Raw genomic sequence first — 15,215 nt, forward strand, 5'->3', positions numbered from 1 at the left:
GCAGCTGCCATGACCTTGACGACCCAGCGTGGGCAGGTGGGAGCTAGCGCCGCGGCGCGCCCGAGCGCCGGGGGCCGCAGGCGCTCCCCGACCCGGGTCCACCCGGCCCTGTGGCTCTTCCCGCTCCCCGCTCTCGCCCTCTACGCGGTGTTCTTCGCCGGCCCGACGCTCCAGGCCTTCCAGTACTCCGTCACGGACTGGGACGGCTTCAGCGCGGCCTACCAGAACGTCGGCCTGAAGAACTTCACGACCATCGCGACGAGCGACGACCTGTTCCGTGGGGCCCTGACGAACAACCTCGAGTTCCTGCTCGTGGTCGTCATCGCCCAGACCCTGCTGTCACTGGTGCTCGCGCTCCTGCTCCAGCGCAACTCGAGGTCGTCGACGACGTTGCGGGCGCTGTTCTTCCTCCCGGCGATCCTCTCCTCGGTGTCGGTCGCGTTCGTGTGGAAGTTCATGTACGACCCCAACTTCGGCCTGATCAACCAGGCCCTGGGCGCGGTCGGGCTGGACGGGCTGAAGAGCAGCTTCCTCGGCGACGACACGAAGGCGATCTACTGGGTCGCGATCGCGCAGGTCTGGGCGCACGCCGGCCAGCTCATGGTCATCTACATCGCCGGCCTCCAGCAGATCCCCGAGGAGCTCTACGAGTCGGCGTCGCTCGACGGTGCGAGCCAGTGGCAGCGGTTCCGGTACGTCACGTGGCCGATGGTCGCCCCGACGACCGCCATCGTCGTCGCCTACACGACGATCCAGTCGTTCAAGGCTTTCGACCTCATCCTCGGGCTCGGCGGCAACCCGCCGAAGGGGTCCCTCGACATCCTGTCCACCCGCATCTACACCACGTTCACCAACTCCAAGTTCGGTTACGCCGCAGCCGAGTCGGTCGTGTTCATGGTGATCATCGCCCTGGTCAGCTGGCTGCAGCGCCGGGCGGTCCGCCTCACCCAGCACGGCGTGTGAAAGGAGTCCCGCCATGGCCGGTTCCCTGAGCCGACGCGTCGTCCTCGGCGTCTACGCGCTTCTCATCATCGTCCCGCTCCTCGTCGTCCTCACCGGTTCGTTCAAGACGAGCAAGGAGCTCTTCGACTCGCCCATGGGGCTGCCGTCGTCGTTATCGCCGAAGAACTACAGCGCGGTCCTGACCGACGCGAGCATGGCGACGGCCTTCGTCAACAGCGCCGTCGTCACCGTCACCGCGGTGGTGCTCACCCTCGCGGTCGGCAGCCTCGCGGCCTACGGGCTGGCCCGCATCCCCGGATGGAAGGGAGCGCTCGTCTACGGCTTCCTCGTGCTCGGCATGGCGGTGCCGGCGCAGTCGAACATGATCCCGCAGTACGTCCTGTTCCAGAGCCTTGGCCTTCTCGACAGCCGGATCGGCCTCGTGCTCATCGAGATCGTCGCGACGCTGCCCGTCGCGGTGTTCATCATGACCGGCTTCATGCGCACCCTGCCCAAGGAGCTGTTCGAGGCGGGCTCGATCGACGGTGCCGGCCCGTGGCGGACGTACCGGTCGATCGCCCTGCCGGTGTCGATGCCCTCGCTCGCCGCGACCGCGATCTTCCTGTTCGTCATCCAGTGGAACGACCTGCTCTACCCGCTGCTGTTCATCCACGACCCGGCGAAGGTGACGTTGCCGCTCGCGCTGCTCAACTTCCAGGGCGAGTTCCTCACGAACTACCCGCTCCTGTTCACCGGCGTGATCGTCGCCTCGACGCCCCTCGTCGTGACCTACGTGTTCCTCCAGCGCTACTTCGTCGCCGGCATGACAGCCGGCTCCGTGAAGGGATAGCCCTCCGTGCCCGACACCCTCCTGCTGCGCCGCGTCTCGGCAGTGCGCAGCGAGACCGACGCCGCCGTCCTCACGGTCGACGCGCTGCCCGCGGTGCAGCTCGGCATCATGCCGGGCTGGCTCACCGGAGAGCCGCCGCTCGAGCAGGGCGTCGAGGTCGACATGCCGAACCTGCCGACCCTCGAGCTGCCCCCGACCGACGTCACCGCCTACGAGCTGCGGGTCACCGCGCCGGCGCCCGCCGTCCTGCGTCTCACGCTCGCCCCCGCCGGCCACCGGGTGCTCGCCGACGACGGAACCTGGCTCGGCATCGTCACCGACGCCGCCCCGGCCCCAGCCCCGGTCACGGTCGAGGAAGAGGCGGACGTCGTCGTCGTGGCCACCGGCTCGTTGCGGCTGCGCGTGGGCCGGGCCCCGTTCACCCTCACCCTCGAGGACGCCGCCACCGGTGAGGTGCTGCTCCGTTCGGCGCACCGCCTCCGCCAGGTGGCCGGCCTGATGATGGCTCCCACCGCGCTCGCCGACGCTGACGGCCTCGCCCTCAACCTCGAGCTCGGCACCGACGAGGACGTCCTCGGGTTCGGCGAGCAGTTCTCCCGGCTGGTCAAGAACGGGCAGCGCCTCACCCTCCGCAGCGAGGACGCCTGTGGCACGGGCACCGGCATGGCCTACAAGCCGGTCCCCGTGTGGCACTCGACGGCCGGGTACACCGGGTTCCTCAACACCGGCGCGGTCGTCACGGCCGACGTCGGCCACACCCGTCCCTCGGTGCTCGGCCTGGCCGTCGCCGACGAGGCCGTCGACCTGTACCTCATCGGGGGCGGGGCCCCCAAGGAGCGGCTCACGGCATACACCGCCCTGACCGGGCGGCCGGACGTGCCGCCGCTGTGGGCGTTCGGCTACTGGATGGGGCGCTGCCGCTACCACTCCCGAGAGGAGATGCTCGAGGTCGCCCGGACCATGCACGAGCACCACGTGCCGATCGACGTGCTGCACTGCGACCCCGACTGGCTCGTCGTGGACCGGCTGAACTGTGACTTCATCTGGAACGAGGCGCGCTTCGGCGACCGCCGCGAGTTCGTCGAGGCACTCGCCGCCGAGGGCGTGCGGCTGTCGGTGTGGGAGCTGCCCTACCTCGACCCCGCCAGCCCGCGGTTCGCCGAGGCCGAGGAGAAGGGCTTCCTCGTGCGCCGCACCGACGGCAGCCTCGCCGGCATCCAGAAGACACCCACCCCCGACGGACGGATGCGGGCCCTGGTCGACTTCACCAACCCCGACGCGGTGGCGTGGTGGCAGGGAATGCACCAGGCCTTCCTCGACGACGGCGTCGCGGTCTTCAAGACCGACTTCGGCGAGGCGCTGCCCGACGACGTCGCGCTCTTCGACGGCACCCCGGCCAACCACGCGCACAACACCTACCCGCTGCGCTACAACGGAGCGGTCAGCGAGGCGATCCGCCGCCACACCGGTCGTGCACCCCTCGTGTGGGGTCGCAGCGGCTGGGCCGGGTCCCAGCGCTACCCCGGCCAGTGGGGTGGGGACGCGGAGTCGACCGTTGCGGGCATGCAGGCCACGGTCCGCGGTGGCCTGTCGTATGCCGTGAGCGCACCGGGCTTCTGGAGCCACGACATCGGCGGGTTCTTCGGTCCCGAGCTCACCCCCGGCCTCTACGTCCGCTGGACGCAGATGGGCGCGCTCTCGCCGCTGATGCGCGCCCACGGGCTGCGCCCGCGTGAGCCGTGGGCCTTCGGCGACGAGGCGCTCGAGGCGGCCCGGCGCTGGGTGCGCCTGCGTTACGAGCTGCTGCCGACCCTCTGGCAGGTGGCGCACGAGTCCGCCGCGGCCGGCTGGCCCGTCATGCGGCCGCTGGGCCTGGAGTTCCCCGACGACCGGGTGGCGCAGTCGGTCGACGACGCGTTCCTCGTCGGCTCCGACCTGCTCGTGGTGCCGGTCTTCGACGACGGCACCGCGCCCGTCCGCCGTCGCTTCTACGTGCCCGAGGGCCGCTGGCACGACCTCCTCGACAGCACGATCCACGAGGGACCCGGCTACCGCGAGGCCGTCGTGGGCCTCGACACGATGCCGGTGCTCGTCCGCGACGGAGCCGTCATCCCCCGCGTCGACGTCGACGACACCGTCGGCCGCACCGACGACCTGCTCGGACGGCCCTGGACGCTCCACGTCTACGGCGGGCCGGACGACATCACGGTGTCCCTGACGGGCTTCGACGGCTCTCTGACGGAGGTTCGTGTGCAGGGCGACGACGTCACCAGCGAGGGGACCCAGCCGGTGGCCGGCGTGGTGCGGCATGGCTGAGCAGGCCACCCCGCGAGCCGCCGCCGCGGTCCCGGACCCGGTCGTGCAAGACAGCCGCGAGGGCGCCCTGGCCCGCCGGCTCACTGCCCTCGCCGCCGTGGCGCGCGAGGCCGGCGTGGGCCGGCTGGTGCTGCGCGACCCCGCCACCCTCGCGTGGCTGCTCGAGGCCCGGGTGCACGTGCCGCAGACCCTCGAGAGCGCCTGCCTCGACGTCGTCGTCGACGCCCGTGGGGCCGACCCCTCGCTGAGCGTGGTCTGCAACGCCATCGAGGCTCCCCGGCTGCGTGGCACCGAGCTCGCCGGCCTCCCCGTCGAGTGGGACGTCGTGCCCTGGTGGACGCCCCGCGACGAGCGGCTGCCGTCCGGTCCGAGCGTGGGCAGCGACCGCGCGGCCGGTGCCACCGCCGACGTCTCGGGTGCCGTCGTCGCCCTGCGACGGGTGCTCGACCCCCGCCAGCAGCGCCTGCTCGCCGAGGTGAGCCGCGACGCGGCGGCGGCGGCCACCCGTGCCGCGCACCAGCTCACGCCGCGGATGAGCGAGTATGCCGCCGCCGGCACGTTCGCGGCCGAGCTGCTCGCCGCAGGGCTCGACCCCGTGGTCCTGATGGTCGGGGGTGGAGAACGCCCCGGCGTGCACCGCCACCCGCTCCCGACCGACGCCCCACTCGGAGAGCGCGCGATGCTCGTCTGCTGCGCCCGCCGGCACGGGCTAATCGCCAGCGTGACCCGCGTCGTCGCATTCGACCGCCTCGACCCGGCACGCCGCGACAGCTACCGCCGCCTCCTCGAGGTCGAGCGCGCGTTCCTCGACGCCAGCCGACCCGGCACCCGGCTCGGCGACGCGTTCTCCGCCGGCACCGCGGCCTACGCGGAGCGCGGCTTCGCCGCGGACGAGTGGCACCGCCACCACCAGGGCGGGCTCTCCGGCTTCATGCCGCGCGAGTTCCCCGCCCATGCCGAGTCGGACGTCCAGCTGACCACGGGGTCCGTCGTGGCCTGGAACCCCAGCGCCGACGGCCTCAAGGTCGAGGACACCGCCGTGGTGGGTGCCGACGGCCCCGAGGCGCTCGTCCACGACCCCGACTGGCCGTCCCTGCAGGTCGGCGGCCGCAGCCGCCCGGACGTCCTCGTCCGCTGACCTTCCCGCATCCGCACACGAAGGAGATCGACGATGAGCGCCCCTGACCCACACCCGGCCCCTCACTCGGCCCCACACCTGGCCCCTCACCTGGCCACGCAGCTGGTCAACGGCCGCTGGGAGACCCCCGAGGAGACCATCGAGGTCGTGAACCCGGCCGACGGCGCCGTCGCCGGCCACTGCGCCTGGGGCACGCCCGAGGACGCCGTGCGCGCCGCGGACGCGGCTGCCCGCGCGCAGGAGGGCTGGGCCGCCCTGCCGGCACGGACCCGGGGCGACCTGCTGCGGGAGGCCGCCGACCTGCTCAGCGAGCGCGCCGACGACATCGCCCGGCTGCTCGCCGTCGAGGCGGGCAAGCGGCTGCCCGAGGCCCAGGGCGAGGTGGCGTTCTCGGGGGAGTACTTCCGCTGGTTCGCCGAGCAGGCCCGCCGGCCCGAGGGCGAGGTCATCCCGCCCGAGGCCGCCGGCCGGCGCCACCTGACGATCCGGCGACCCGTCGGGGTGGTCGCCTCACTGACGCCGTGGAACTTCCCGTGCTCGATCCAGGCCCGCAAGCTCGCCCCGGCCCTCGCGGCGGGGTGCACGGTCGTCGCGCGCGTCTCGGAGAAGGCACCGCTCGCGGTCACGGAGATGCTCCGCTGCCTCGTGGACGCCGGGGTCCCCGCCGGGGTGCTCAACCTCGTGCACGGACCGGCGCGCGCGGTGACCCAGGCCCTGCTCGGCCACGAGGCGGTGCGGGCCGTCAGCTTCACCGGGTCGACCGAGGTGGGCCGGGAGATCATGGCGACGGCGTCGCGACGCGTCGTCCGCCCCCTGCTCGAGCTCGGCGGCGACGCCGCGTTCATCGTCTTCGAGGACGCCGACCTCGACGCCGCCATCGAGGGGGCGCTGGTCGCGAAGTTCCGCAACACCGGGCAGTCGTGCATCGCCGCCAACCGGTTCGTCGTGCACGAGTCCGTCTTCGAGGAGTTCACCGGGCGCCTGGTCAAGGCCGTCGACGCGATGACGGTCGGTGACGGGCTCGCCGACCCGTGCCCCGACCTCGGCCCGGTCATCGACCGGTCGCGGGTCGACGCGGTCACCTCGATGGTCGACGAGGCCCTGGCCGGTGGGGCGACCCGCCTGACCCGCACCTTCGACCTCCCCTCCACGGGCACGTATGCCGCGCCGACCCTTCTCTCGGATGTGCCCGACCACGCCGCGCTCGCGACCCAGGAGGTGTTCGGCCCCGCCGCCGCGGTGTTCTCGTTCCGCACCGAGGACGAGGCGGTCGCCCGGGCCAACGCCACCGAGATGGGCCTGGCCGGCTACTTCTGGTCGCGCGACGCGAGCCGGCTCTGGCGGGTCGCCGAGCGGCTCGAGGTCGGGATCGTCGGCGCGAACAACGCGCTGCCGTCGGTCGCCTTCGCCCCGATGGGCGGCGTGAAGCAGTCCGGGCTCGGTCGTGAGGGGGCGGCCGCCGGGCTCGAGGAGTTCCAGGACGTGCGCTACCTGGCTCTCGGGGTGTGAGGCGGGTGGAGCGTGCCCTGACCGTCCGGTGGGGGCGCGGGGGCGGTCGCCGTGACGGCTGAGCTGCTCCTGCTGCCCCTCGGCGTCGCCGCGGGAGCCGTCACCCAGCGGGTGACGGGCATCGGCTTCGCTCTCGTGAGCGCGCCACTCCTCGTCCTCGTCGCCGGTCCCTTCGACGGCATCATCCTGGCCAACATCCTCAGCCTGGTGGTCAGCCTCCTGGTGTTCGCGACCACCTGGCGCCACGTGCAGTGGCGACGCGGCCTGATGCTGGCCGTTCCCGCGCTTCTCGCCATCCCGTTCGGCGCGTTCGTCGCCCGGTCGGTGCCTGGCCCCTTGCTGCTCCTGATGGTCGGCTCGCTCGTGCTCATCGCACTGGCTCTCGTGCAGCTGAGCCCGCGAGCCCGCGTGCTGCAGGGGCGAAGGGGTGCCGTCGCGGCCGGCGGGGCGAGTGGGTTCATGAACGTCACGGCGGGCGTGGGTGGCCCGGCGATCGTGCTCTACGCCATCAGCACCGCGTGGGAGCACCGGCGGTTCGTCGCGACCTTCCAGTTCTACTCGGTGATCGTGAACTCGGCCTCGCTCCTGTCCAAGGGCGCGCCACACCTGCCGGGGCAGTCCTTGGCGATCTCGCTGGCGGCCCTGGCGCTCGGCCTCGGCGGCGGCGAGCTGCTCTCCCGCCGGATCTCCGCCGAACGCGCCAGGCAGGGCGTCATGGTCCTCGCCATGGGCGGGGCGGCCGCCACGGTCGTCAAGGGACTCGTCACGCTGGCAGGGTGAGCTCCATGCTGACCGAGACGAAGAGCTACCGCACCGGCGACCAGGACGTCGTCCTCGACCTCACCCACGACTGCGCGGACTTCGTCGCAGGCAGGGGCGACGGCCTGCTCCACGTGTTCGTCCCGCATGCCACCGCGGGCCTGGCGATCCTCGAGACGGGCGCCGGCAGCGACGACGACCTGCTGGCCGCCCTGGAGGACCTGCTGCCGGGCGACGACCGGTGGCGCCACCAGCACGGAAGCCCCGGGCACGGGCGCTCGCACGTGCTGCCGGCCCTGGTCCCGCCCTACGCGACGGTGCCCGTGCTCGACGGCCGGCTCGCGCTCGGCACCTGGCAGAGCATCTGCCTCGTCGACCTCAACGTCGACAACACCCGGCGCGAGGTGCGGCTCAGCTTCCTGCCCGGCTGAGCGGCCGCGCCAGCGGCTGGCCCATTCACCAAGTTCTCACCTGCGCCCCACCAAGTCCTTACGCGATGAAGGCACTGACGTTCCACCGGCGGGTCCACGCTGGTGAACCATGCGAACACCGACAATCCACCGCATTCCGGGCGTCGTCACCGCGCTCTTCCTGGCCCTTGCCGCCGCAGTCGCCCTGCCGGCCGCCGCGCCGGCCGCCACCGTGGTGGCGACACCCCACCCGGCTCGCTCGACGATCCAGCCGCTGGAACGCGCGCACGCCCACAACGACTACGAGCACGACCGTCCCCTGTTCGACGCGCTCGACCACGGTTTCACCTCGGTCGAGGCCGATGTCTGGCTCGTCGACGGCCAGCTCTACATCGGCCATGACGGCCCCGACCCGTCACGAACGCTCGCCAGCACCTACCTGGACCCGTTGCGGCAGCGCTTCCGCGAGAACAGCGGCTCGATCTACCCCGGCTGGCGCGACTCGCTTCGGCTGCTCGTCGATGTCAAGAGCGAGGGCACCGCTGCGTGGCCGGTCATCGAGCGGGAGCTGGCTCGCTACCCCGAGCTGTTCACCGCCGCCCGCCGGGGTCGGGTGCAGGAGCGCGCCGTCACCGCGGTGATCTCAGGCAACCGCGACCTGGCGGCCATGGAGGCCGCCCCCGTGCGGCGGTCCTTCTACGACGGCCGCCTCTCGGACCTCGGGTCCGGCCTGCCGGCCACCGTGATGCCGCTCGTGAGCGACAACTGGACCAAGCACTTCACCTGGCTTGGCGTGGGTCCCATGCCCGAGTCGGAGCGGACCAAGCTGCACCAGATCGTGCAGCGTGCCCACGCCGCCGGCTACGAGGTCCGCTTCTGGGCGACCCCCGACGTGGCGGGTCCGGCACGGGACGCCGTGTGGTCCGAGCTCGTGGCCGCCGGCGTCGACGCGCTCAACACCGACGACCTGGCCGGCCTGCAGTCGTTCCTGCTCGCCCACGACCCCCAGGAGGCCGCACCCGCCGCGTGACGCCTCGCGCGGCGGGCGTGGCACCGGTGGCAGGCTTCGTCCGTGACCAGTTCCGTCCCGTTCTCCTTCGACCGGCACTGCGACGCCATCGGGTATGCCGCGGAGCAGTTGTGTGGAGCCGCCACGTCCGCTGGGCTCGAGGCGGCTGTGCCCACCTGCCCGGAGTGGACCGTGCGCGACCTGCTCGCCCACCTGGGCATGGTGCACCGGTGGGCCAGGGCACACGTCACCGGTGACCGGCCCGCCCAGGAGGTCGCGACGGTCCTGGCCGCCGAGGCCGAGGGGCGGGCGGTCGTCGACCCGGTCAGTTGGCTGCGCGATGGCGCGAGGGCGCTGGTCGCGGCGCTCCACGACGCGCCCGCTGACCTCCAGGCCCTCGTCTTCCTCAAGGACGCACCGTCGCCCCGGGACTTCTGGGCGAGGCGCCAGTCCCACGAGACGACGATGCACGCGGTCGACACGCTGTCCGCAGCACTCGGTCGGCTGCCCAGGCGGCACAGGTGGGCGTCTCGCAGGCACTCGCCCTCGACGGCATCGACGAGTTGCTGACCGGCTTCCTGCCCCGTCGCAGCTCTCGGCTGCGCTCGGAGCAGCCGCTGCGCCTTGCCGTACGCTCCGCCGACGCCGACCTGATGTGGACCGTTGAGGTGGGCGAGGAACCGCCGGTGACCACGCGGCATACCTCGTCGACGGCGGTGGACACCGACGTCACGTTGTCGGGGACGTCCGCGCAGCTCTACCTCGGCCTGTGGAACCGCGGCGAGGAGCTCGTCGCCGACGACGCGGAGGTCCTTCGCCAGTGGCGGGAGGCGGTGCAGGTCAGCTGGAGCTGACGCCGCTCGCTACGGGTTCGGCCGGCGACCGTTGACGACGTCCGCCTCGCTCGGGCCCGGGTCGCCGCCGCTGCGGGCTGCGACCGCAGCGAGGCACCGGTCGCAGGCGTGCCCCAGCGCTGGTGGCCACGCGGCACTGGTGTGGGGGGCGGGAGGGACCGGCACGACCTCCTCGCCGCAGAGCGCTCGCAGGGCTCCGACCTCCACCGCGTGCAGCGGCTTGACGTGGTACTCCTCGCTCGCCGTGGCGATGTTCTCGGGCCCCTCGTGCACGCCCTTGCCGATGACCAGGCCGGGGTGGGCGGTCCTGCCGGCGGCCTCCGGGTTGTTCTGGCCGATCTCCGCGTCCATGAGAGCTCCTTGGGTCTGCGCCTTCCTGGCGTACCGCTGACCCGGTGTCCGTACCCACCGTTCGACGAGTCATGCCGTCCGGCGGTCACGTGTCGCTTTCGCGTGGTTTGCGTAGACTCGAAGGGATGGACCAGCCGTCGGACGAGGAGGGAGCTGTCATGGGAGCCGGAGTGCTCATGGCCGTGCTCGGCGCCATCCTGACCTTCGCGGTGCGGGTCGACGCACCGGGCGTCGACCTCCAGGTGGTCGGGGTGATCCTCATGGTCGCCGGTGGCGCGGTGATCGCCTACGCGCGGCGCACGGTCGAGCGAGAGCACGTCGTCACCCAGGTGGAAACCCCCACCGACCCGGCCGCGCCGCAGCACTCGGTGAGGCAGGTCGTCCGCGACACCGAGCGCGACTGACGCAGCCGTCAGGCGCGGGCCAGGGCGACGAGGTCGGTGAGCCGAACGGGAACGAGGCCCTTGGCGAGCACGCCGTCGAGGATGCTGGGTAGTGCCCGCACCATGCGTGACCGATCGACAGCCTGAGGGTTCGGGCCGTCGAGGTGCCCGCCGTCGTGGCACAGGATGACGGACCCCGCCCGTGCCTCGCTGACCACGATGCCGGCCGCCTCGGCAACCGCCTTGGACTGGTGCCGCTCGAACGACACGGACCAGAAGGCGCTGTCGAGGCGCCGTTCCCGGCAGACCTCCACCACGGCCTCACTGGTCCATCCGCGGGGTGGGCGAAACCATCGACCGACCGCGTGCGCAGCCACGGCGGCTTCGCCGGCCACGATCTGGTGCCTGACGGACTCGAGGTCGCAGGAGTCCAGCCACAGGTGGTCGTAGGTGTGGTTGGCGACCTCATGACCTTCCTCGACCATCTGCTGCACCAGGTCCGGGTACCTGGCGGCGTTTCGCCCGATGAGGAAGAAGGTCGCCGTCACCCGCGCGGAGCGCAGGGCCCGCAGGACGGTGGGCGTGTAGGCCGGATCAGGGCCGTCGTCGAACGTCAGCGCCAGGGCCGGCCGGTCTGTGTCCACCGCGATGAGCGCTCGGGGGTCGACCCGCAACCGCGCTGCGATGTCGTCCGTGTGTGCTCCGGCGCCGGCCGGGTGCGCTTCGGCATGGTCGGCACGTTCTGACCCGGAGGCCGTACCGCTCATGAGGCTCCACCCTCCGAGCAGGCAGGCGGCGGCACCCAGCACGACGTCCCGTCGAGGAATCGCCCTGTGCCCGCCCGCGTTCTCCTGCGCCAACAGTCCCCCTGTCGTGACCAGCGGGCCGCCGAGACGGGGCCTGCTGCGCGTCCCCCGATCGCGCTGTCTCCGATGCTGCCACCGGTCAGCGGGTCAGGACGTCAAACGCCCGAATCCGACGCGAGCCCCGGCTGGTCCTCCGCGACACCGAGGCGCTCCTCGAGCTGCGCCAGGGCGTCGACCAGGGGCCGTGAGCCGGGGTCGATGCACCAGATGTGGTGCCGCCACGGCGTGAACCCGACCGACCCCCAGACCTGCTGCACCTTGGTGCGGGCCTCGGCGAACCCCGGCACCTCGCCCGCCCCGGAGAACTGGGTCGGGAACGGCTGCAGCGCGACGAGCCGCGTGTCGGTGGCGAGCCAACCGAGCAGCCGGCCGACAACGAGTCGGCCCACCCCGCCCATCCCGCGCCACGCCGGGGCCAGCTCGACCCGGTCGAGCAGCACGAGCCGTTCGCCACCGCCGGCGCAGCGCTCCTCGACGTCCTCCGCGAGGCCGCTGGCGCGATGCGGGTCCAGCAGCGGCAGGAAGTGGGCGTAGTCGACGAACGAGTCCAGCACCTCGACCGCCTCGGCGGCGTGGCCCAGGTCGATGCTGAGCCCGGTGCACGTCGCGACGACGAGCTCGACGACCCCGCCGTCGTGCTCGCGCCGGGTGACCGCCACGTCGTCGCGTGTCCACACGCCCTCGACGTCGAGCGCGGAGACGCGCAGGACACCCTCACCGGTCCACTGCGCGACGGCCCGGCTGCCGAGCCCGCCCAGCTCGGTCAGGGGTGCTGACAACCGCACCTCGAGCTCCAGCAGCGGCAGTGCCTCGCGCAGCTCCTCGTGCAGCAGCTGGCGGCTCTCGTCCCGGGCGGTCTCCCCCACGCGGCCCACGGTAGTGCGAGGGGCCGCCGGACGGGCCTCACCCGACAAAGGTGCGCTTCACCCGACGTGCCACCAGGGGGTCAGCGCACCTTCATCGGGTGGCCCGACGAAGGACGTCACTCGTGAGGTGGGCGACCGGCAGTCCCGCCGCCTGCCAGGCCGCGAAGCCACCCACCACGTCGGTGGCCCGGGCCACGCCCAGTCGCACGAGGGCGTCGGCGCCCAGCGAGGAGGTGTACCCCTCCTGGCAGAGGACGATGACCCTCGCCTCGAACCCGGCCTGCGGCAGCCGAGCCTCGTGGCGAGGGTCGAACCGCCACTCGAGCACGTTGCGCTCGACCACCAGCGGCCGCAGGTGCTCGGCGACCTCGCCCTCGGCTGCGCGCTGCGCGGCCGGCCGGATGTCGACGAGCACCGCCCGGCCGTACAGCACCTCCTGGAAGGCGGCTCGGGCGCTCACCCGGTCGAGTCGCGTGCGGGCGTCGGCGAGCTGGTCGTCGACGCCGTCGTAGACGGGCGCGTCCCAGCCCCGCCCACGGTCCCGCGCAGCGGCCCCTGCGGCCGGTCCGCTGCTGAACAGCTTTGTCTCCCAATGCGTCACGGAACCGTGTGGCGCGGTCGTGGTGCTCACCAGTCCGCCCATGCCCGCTCCACACCGGTGGCCTCGAGGCGGTCGCCGACCACGGCATACCGGGTCATGCGCGTCAGCGCCGGTGAGTAGACGTGCACCGACAAGGCCGGCAGCGAGCCGAGGTTCGACACCTCGTGCACGTGCCGCGCGCCGAACGAGCGGCCCTCACCGGCCCCCAGCTCTCGGTCGTGGAGCTCGCCGCGCGACCACGTGGTCTCCGTGAGCGCTCCGCGCACGGTGAGGAAGGCGCCCTCGGATTCGCCGTGGTCGTGCCAGCCGGTGGTGGTGCGCGCCGGCCAGCCGAGCAGCCAGATCTCGAGGTGGTCGGTGGCGTCGAGGCGGTGCCACTGCCGCTCCGGGGCCCCGAGGTCGACGAGGTGCGCGAGGTCGGGGTCAGTGGCGAACAGCCTTGCGGTGCGCAGCAGCTGGCTGCGCGTGAAGCGGTTGACGCCGGGCGTGCCGGCGGTGGTGATGACGGACATGTCTGCTCCTGAGGTCAGCGAGTTCGGCAGGGAAGAGGTCGGGCGGAGGCGCGGTGCGCATTCGCCGACACAGGTCGCTGTCGGTCAGGTGCAGGTCGATGTGGAGCCGGCGGTATGCCGTGAGGCTGGCTTCCATGGGATGTCTTCTCCGTTGCGGGGCGCCGACATTCGCGTCGAGGCGCCCAGGTTTGGGGCGGGCTGGTGCGGTCCGGTGAGGCCGGGTCAGGCGCAGCAGCAACACCGCATGGCGCAGCGGCACATGGACACCATGTGCACGCGGACGGCCGCGGTGGTCGAAGACATGCCGTCAGTCCAGCACGCCGGCCGCGCGCGGGTCCAGCGACTTCCCGGGGGTCTCACGCTCCGGACGGTCGCCGGCACGTCCGCCCGATGAAGGGGCCGCGGGTCACGGCAGCGGCACCGCCACGTCGCTGCCGCCCTCCTGGGTGATCCGGGCGCCCATGCGGGCCAGCATCGGCGCCGGCACGAACCCGCCGGCGAACAACGCCTCGCCCTGGGCGAAGAACGGCGACGAGCGCAGCATCTGCTCGGGGGCGAAGCCGAAGACCGCACCCAGCTCGGCGAGGTCGCCCGGCGAGTTCATCCGCATCAGCATGAGGTTGTCGCACTGGGTGAGCACCTGTGGGTGGATCTTGGACGGCCGCTGGGTCGAGAGCAGCAGCCACAACCCGTACTTGCGTCCCTCGGCGGCGATCTGCACCAGCCGCTCGGTCAGCGCCGTCTGCAGCGGTCCCCGGGGCTGCGCCGCACAGAGGTTGTGTGCCTCGTCGACCACGATGAGGGTCGGGGTCCGGCTCTCTCGCTGCGCCCACAGGGACTCCACCACGTCGAGCGCCACGGCCTGCGGCTCGAGGGGGTCACGGAAGCCGCCGAGGTCCATCACCGTGGCTCGGGCCCCGCCCGCCACGACCTCGGCCGCCGAGGTGAGCTCGCCGGCCCACGCCTCCCAGTCGAGCAGCCCGAGGTTCTCGATGCGCTGGGCCATCGCCCGCTCGTCGTCCTCTCCGGCGCGCAGCCGGGTGACCATCGGCCCGAGGCCCTTCTCGTAGTAGCTCTCGTCGAGGTGCAGGAAGAGGTTGTACTCGGCGCGGTCGTGCATCGGGTCGAGCCGCAGGATCGCCGCCTGCGCGGCACGGGGCATGGTGCGGAACCGCAGCCGCAGCGGGTCTCCGCCACCGGCCTCGGGCCGCAGCACGCGGATGTCGTTGGCAGCCAACCGTTCTGATGCCTCGCCGGGCGCGCCGGGCCGCACCTGCCCCAGCCGGACGAAGTCGCCGTTGGGGTCGAGCACCACCATGCGCAGTGCCGTGTGGAGCAGCAGCTGCTCGAGCACCACGCCCAGGGAGTAGGTCTTGCCGGAGCCGCTCTGGCCGCACAGGAAGGTGTGCCGGTTGAACCCGCCGGCCCGCAGGCGCGCGGGCACCTCGACGTCGCCGCTGTGCCAGCTGCCGACCTCGAGCCCGGCGCCGCGCGCCCGCTGGAGCGCCTCGAGGTGTGGGGCGGAGGCCGGTCGCAGGACGGCCGACGCGAACGGCTGCACGGGGGCGCTGGTCGGGCCGCCGGAGGCGTCGAGGGGGCCGAGCACGACACCGGAGGCCTGGACGGCCTGCCCCCCGCCGCCGAACCTGCCCTCACCGCCCGGCAGGGGACTGCTCGCCCGCACCTGGGCGAGCAGCTGCTGCCCCGGTGACGGCTCCAGCACCACCACGTCACCGGGCGCCGGCGCTTCGACCAGCTCGGTGGTGCAGGTGAAGGTGCGCCCGTCGGACGACCAGGCGGCGGGTGCGGTGGTGACGGACAGGTCGGTGGCCATGGTGCCCTCCCGAGG

General features: G+C 72.7%; 17 protein-coding genes. 11 read left to right on the forward strand and 6 right to left on the reverse strand.

All coding sequences use genetic code 11. The features are described from left to right. Nucleotides 1-9: 9 nt before the first annotated feature. The 10 genes from BMW78_RS17550 to BMW78_RS17595 all read left to right on the forward strand — a co-directional run bounded on the left by BMW78_RS17550 (nucleotide 10) and on the right by BMW78_RS17595 (nucleotide 9,787). Nucleotides 10-963: a carbohydrate ABC transporter permease gene (locus BMW78_RS17550; protein WP_091762396.1), complete on the forward strand. Its 954-nt coding sequence runs from the start codon at nucleotides 10-12 to the stop codon at nucleotides 961-963. Nucleotides 964-976: 13 nt separating this feature from the next. Continuing rightward, the gene (locus BMW78_RS17555) at nucleotides 977-1,792 is read left to right on the forward strand and encodes a carbohydrate ABC transporter permease (protein ID WP_091762398.1); all 816 of its coding nucleotides are present in this window, start codon (nucleotides 977-979) and stop codon (nucleotides 1,790-1,792) included. A 6-nt stretch (nucleotides 1,793-1,798) separates the two neighbouring features. Then, nucleotides 1,799-4,108: a glycoside hydrolase family 31 protein gene (locus BMW78_RS17560; protein ID WP_091762400.1), complete on the forward strand. Its 2,310-nt coding sequence runs from the start codon at nucleotides 1,799-1,801 to the stop codon at nucleotides 4,106-4,108. Then, on the forward strand, nucleotides 4,101-5,246 hold the full coding sequence (locus BMW78_RS17565) for a M24 family metallopeptidase (RefSeq protein ID WP_091762402.1): 1,146 nt from the start codon (nucleotides 4,101-4,103) through the stop codon (nucleotides 5,244-5,246). The genes BMW78_RS17560 and BMW78_RS17565 overlap by 8 nt, the downstream gene beginning before the upstream one ends. 33 nt (nucleotides 5,247-5,279) lie before the next feature. Continuing rightward, nucleotides 5,280-6,755, forward strand: a complete 1,476-nt coding sequence (locus BMW78_RS17570) for an NAD-dependent succinate-semialdehyde dehydrogenase (RefSeq protein WP_091762404.1) — start codon at nucleotides 5,280-5,282, stop codon at nucleotides 6,753-6,755. A gap of 51 nt (nucleotides 6,756-6,806) precedes the next feature. Next, nucleotides 6,807-7,535, forward strand: coding sequence for a sulfite exporter TauE/SafE family protein (locus tag BMW78_RS17575; protein ID WP_091762405.1), 729 nt, complete (start codon nucleotides 6,807-6,809; stop codon nucleotides 7,533-7,535). 5 nt (nucleotides 7,536-7,540) lie between these two features. Beyond that, entirely contained in the window at nucleotides 7,541-7,945 is a 405-nt protein-coding gene (locus tag BMW78_RS17580) for a secondary thiamine-phosphate synthase enzyme YjbQ (RefSeq protein ID WP_177180458.1), read from the forward strand. A gap of 109 nt (nucleotides 7,946-8,054) precedes the next feature. Beyond that, nucleotides 8,055-8,954 (forward strand): phosphatidylinositol-specific phospholipase C/glycerophosphodiester phosphodiesterase family protein, encoded by a 900-nt coding sequence (locus BMW78_RS17585; RefSeq protein ID WP_091762409.1) that lies wholly within the window; start codon nucleotides 8,055-8,057, stop codon nucleotides 8,952-8,954. A gap of 42 nt (nucleotides 8,955-8,996) precedes the next feature. Next, on the forward strand, nucleotides 8,997-9,503 hold the full coding sequence (locus BMW78_RS17590; protein ID WP_091762411.1) for a maleylpyruvate isomerase family mycothiol-dependent enzyme: 507 nt from the start codon (nucleotides 8,997-8,999) through the stop codon (nucleotides 9,501-9,503). Next, nucleotides 9,455-9,787: a hypothetical protein gene (locus BMW78_RS17595; protein ID WP_177180459.1), complete on the forward strand. Its 333-nt coding sequence runs from the start codon at nucleotides 9,455-9,457 to the stop codon at nucleotides 9,785-9,787. The genes BMW78_RS17590 and BMW78_RS17595 overlap by 49 nt, the downstream gene beginning before the upstream one ends. Nucleotides 9,788-9,796: 9 nt before the next feature. On the opposite strand, the gene BMW78_RS17600 is transcribed toward BMW78_RS17595, so the two are convergent. Next, nucleotides 9,797-10,138 carry a hypothetical protein gene (locus tag BMW78_RS17600; RefSeq protein WP_091762415.1) on the reverse strand — a complete coding sequence of 114 codons (342 nt, stop codon included), beginning with the start codon at nucleotides 10,136-10,138 and terminating at the stop codon, nucleotides 9,797-9,799. A 125-nt stretch (nucleotides 10,139-10,263) separates the two neighbouring features. On the opposite strand from BMW78_RS17600, the gene BMW78_RS17605 reads away from it, so the two are divergent. Beyond that, nucleotides 10,264-10,542, forward strand: a complete 279-nt coding sequence (locus BMW78_RS17605) for a DUF6458 family protein (RefSeq protein ID WP_091762417.1) — start codon at nucleotides 10,264-10,266, stop codon at nucleotides 10,540-10,542. Between the two features lie 8 nt (nucleotides 10,543-10,550). On the opposite strand, the gene BMW78_RS17610 is transcribed toward BMW78_RS17605, so the two are convergent. The 5 genes from BMW78_RS17610 to BMW78_RS17635 form a co-directional block, all read right to left on the reverse strand. After that, the gene (locus tag BMW78_RS17610) at nucleotides 10,551-11,288 is read right to left on the reverse strand and encodes a polysaccharide deacetylase family protein (RefSeq protein WP_091762587.1); all 738 of its coding nucleotides are present in this window, start codon (nucleotides 11,286-11,288) and stop codon (nucleotides 10,551-10,553) included. Between the two features lie 194 nt (nucleotides 11,289-11,482). Then, on the reverse strand, nucleotides 11,483-12,253 hold the full coding sequence (locus BMW78_RS17615; RefSeq protein WP_091762419.1) for a hypothetical protein: 771 nt from the start codon (nucleotides 12,251-12,253) through the stop codon (nucleotides 11,483-11,485). A gap of 91 nt (nucleotides 12,254-12,344) precedes the next feature. Further along, nucleotides 12,345-12,854, reverse strand: coding sequence for a rhodanese-like domain-containing protein (locus BMW78_RS17620; protein WP_245735943.1), 510 nt, complete (start codon nucleotides 12,852-12,854; stop codon nucleotides 12,345-12,347). Between the two features lie 26 nt (nucleotides 12,855-12,880). Next, entirely contained in the window at nucleotides 12,881-13,366 is a 486-nt protein-coding gene (locus BMW78_RS17625; protein WP_091762421.1) for a cysteine dioxygenase, read from the reverse strand. 406 nt (nucleotides 13,367-13,772) lie between these two features. Beyond that, entirely contained in the window at nucleotides 13,773-15,200 is a 1,428-nt protein-coding gene (locus tag BMW78_RS17635) for an ATP-binding protein (RefSeq protein ID WP_091762425.1), read from the reverse strand. Nucleotides 15,201-15,215 lie beyond the last annotated feature (15 nt).

Source organism: Pedococcus cremeus, assembly GCF_900111375.1.
Lineage (GTDB): Bacteria > Actinomycetota > Actinomycetes > Actinomycetales > Dermatophilaceae > Pedococcus_A > Pedococcus_A cremeus.

Coding starts and splice junctions, on each gene's coding strand:
- BMW78_RS17550 (WP_091762396.1), top strand. CDS start 10: ATGACCTTGACGACCCAGCGTGGGCAGGTGGGAGCTAGCGCCGCGGCG.
- BMW78_RS17555 (WP_091762398.1), top strand. CDS start 977: ATGGCCGGTTCCCTGAGCCGACGCGTCGTCCTCGGCGTCTACGCGCTT.
- BMW78_RS17565 (WP_091762402.1), top strand. CDS start 4,101: ATGGCTGAGCAGGCCACCCCGCGAGCCGCCGCCGCGGTCCCGGACCCG.
- BMW78_RS17570 (WP_091762404.1), top strand. CDS start 5,280: ATGAGCGCCCCTGACCCACACCCGGCCCCTCACTCGGCCCCACACCTG.
- BMW78_RS17580 (WP_177180458.1), top strand. CDS start 7,541: ATGCTGACCGAGACGAAGAGCTACCGCACCGGCGACCAGGACGTCGTC.
- BMW78_RS17585 (WP_091762409.1), top strand. CDS start 8,055: ATGCGAACACCGACAATCCACCGCATTCCGGGCGTCGTCACCGCGCTC.
- BMW78_RS17600 (WP_091762415.1), bottom strand. CDS start 10,138: ATGGACGCGGAGATCGGCCAGAACAACCCGGAGGCCGCCGGCAGGACC.
- BMW78_RS17605 (WP_091762417.1), top strand. CDS start 10,264: ATGGACCAGCCGTCGGACGAGGAGGGAGCTGTCATGGGAGCCGGAGTG.
- BMW78_RS17610 (WP_091762587.1), bottom strand. CDS start 11,288: ATGAGCGGTACGGCCTCCGGGTCAGAACGTGCCGACCATGCCGAAGCG.
- BMW78_RS17625 (WP_091762421.1), bottom strand. CDS start 13,366: ATGTCCGTCATCACCACCGCCGGCACGCCCGGCGTCAACCGCTTCACG.
- BMW78_RS17635 (WP_091762425.1), bottom strand. CDS start 15,200: ATGGCCACCGACCTGTCCGTCACCACCGCACCCGCCGCCTGGTCGTCC.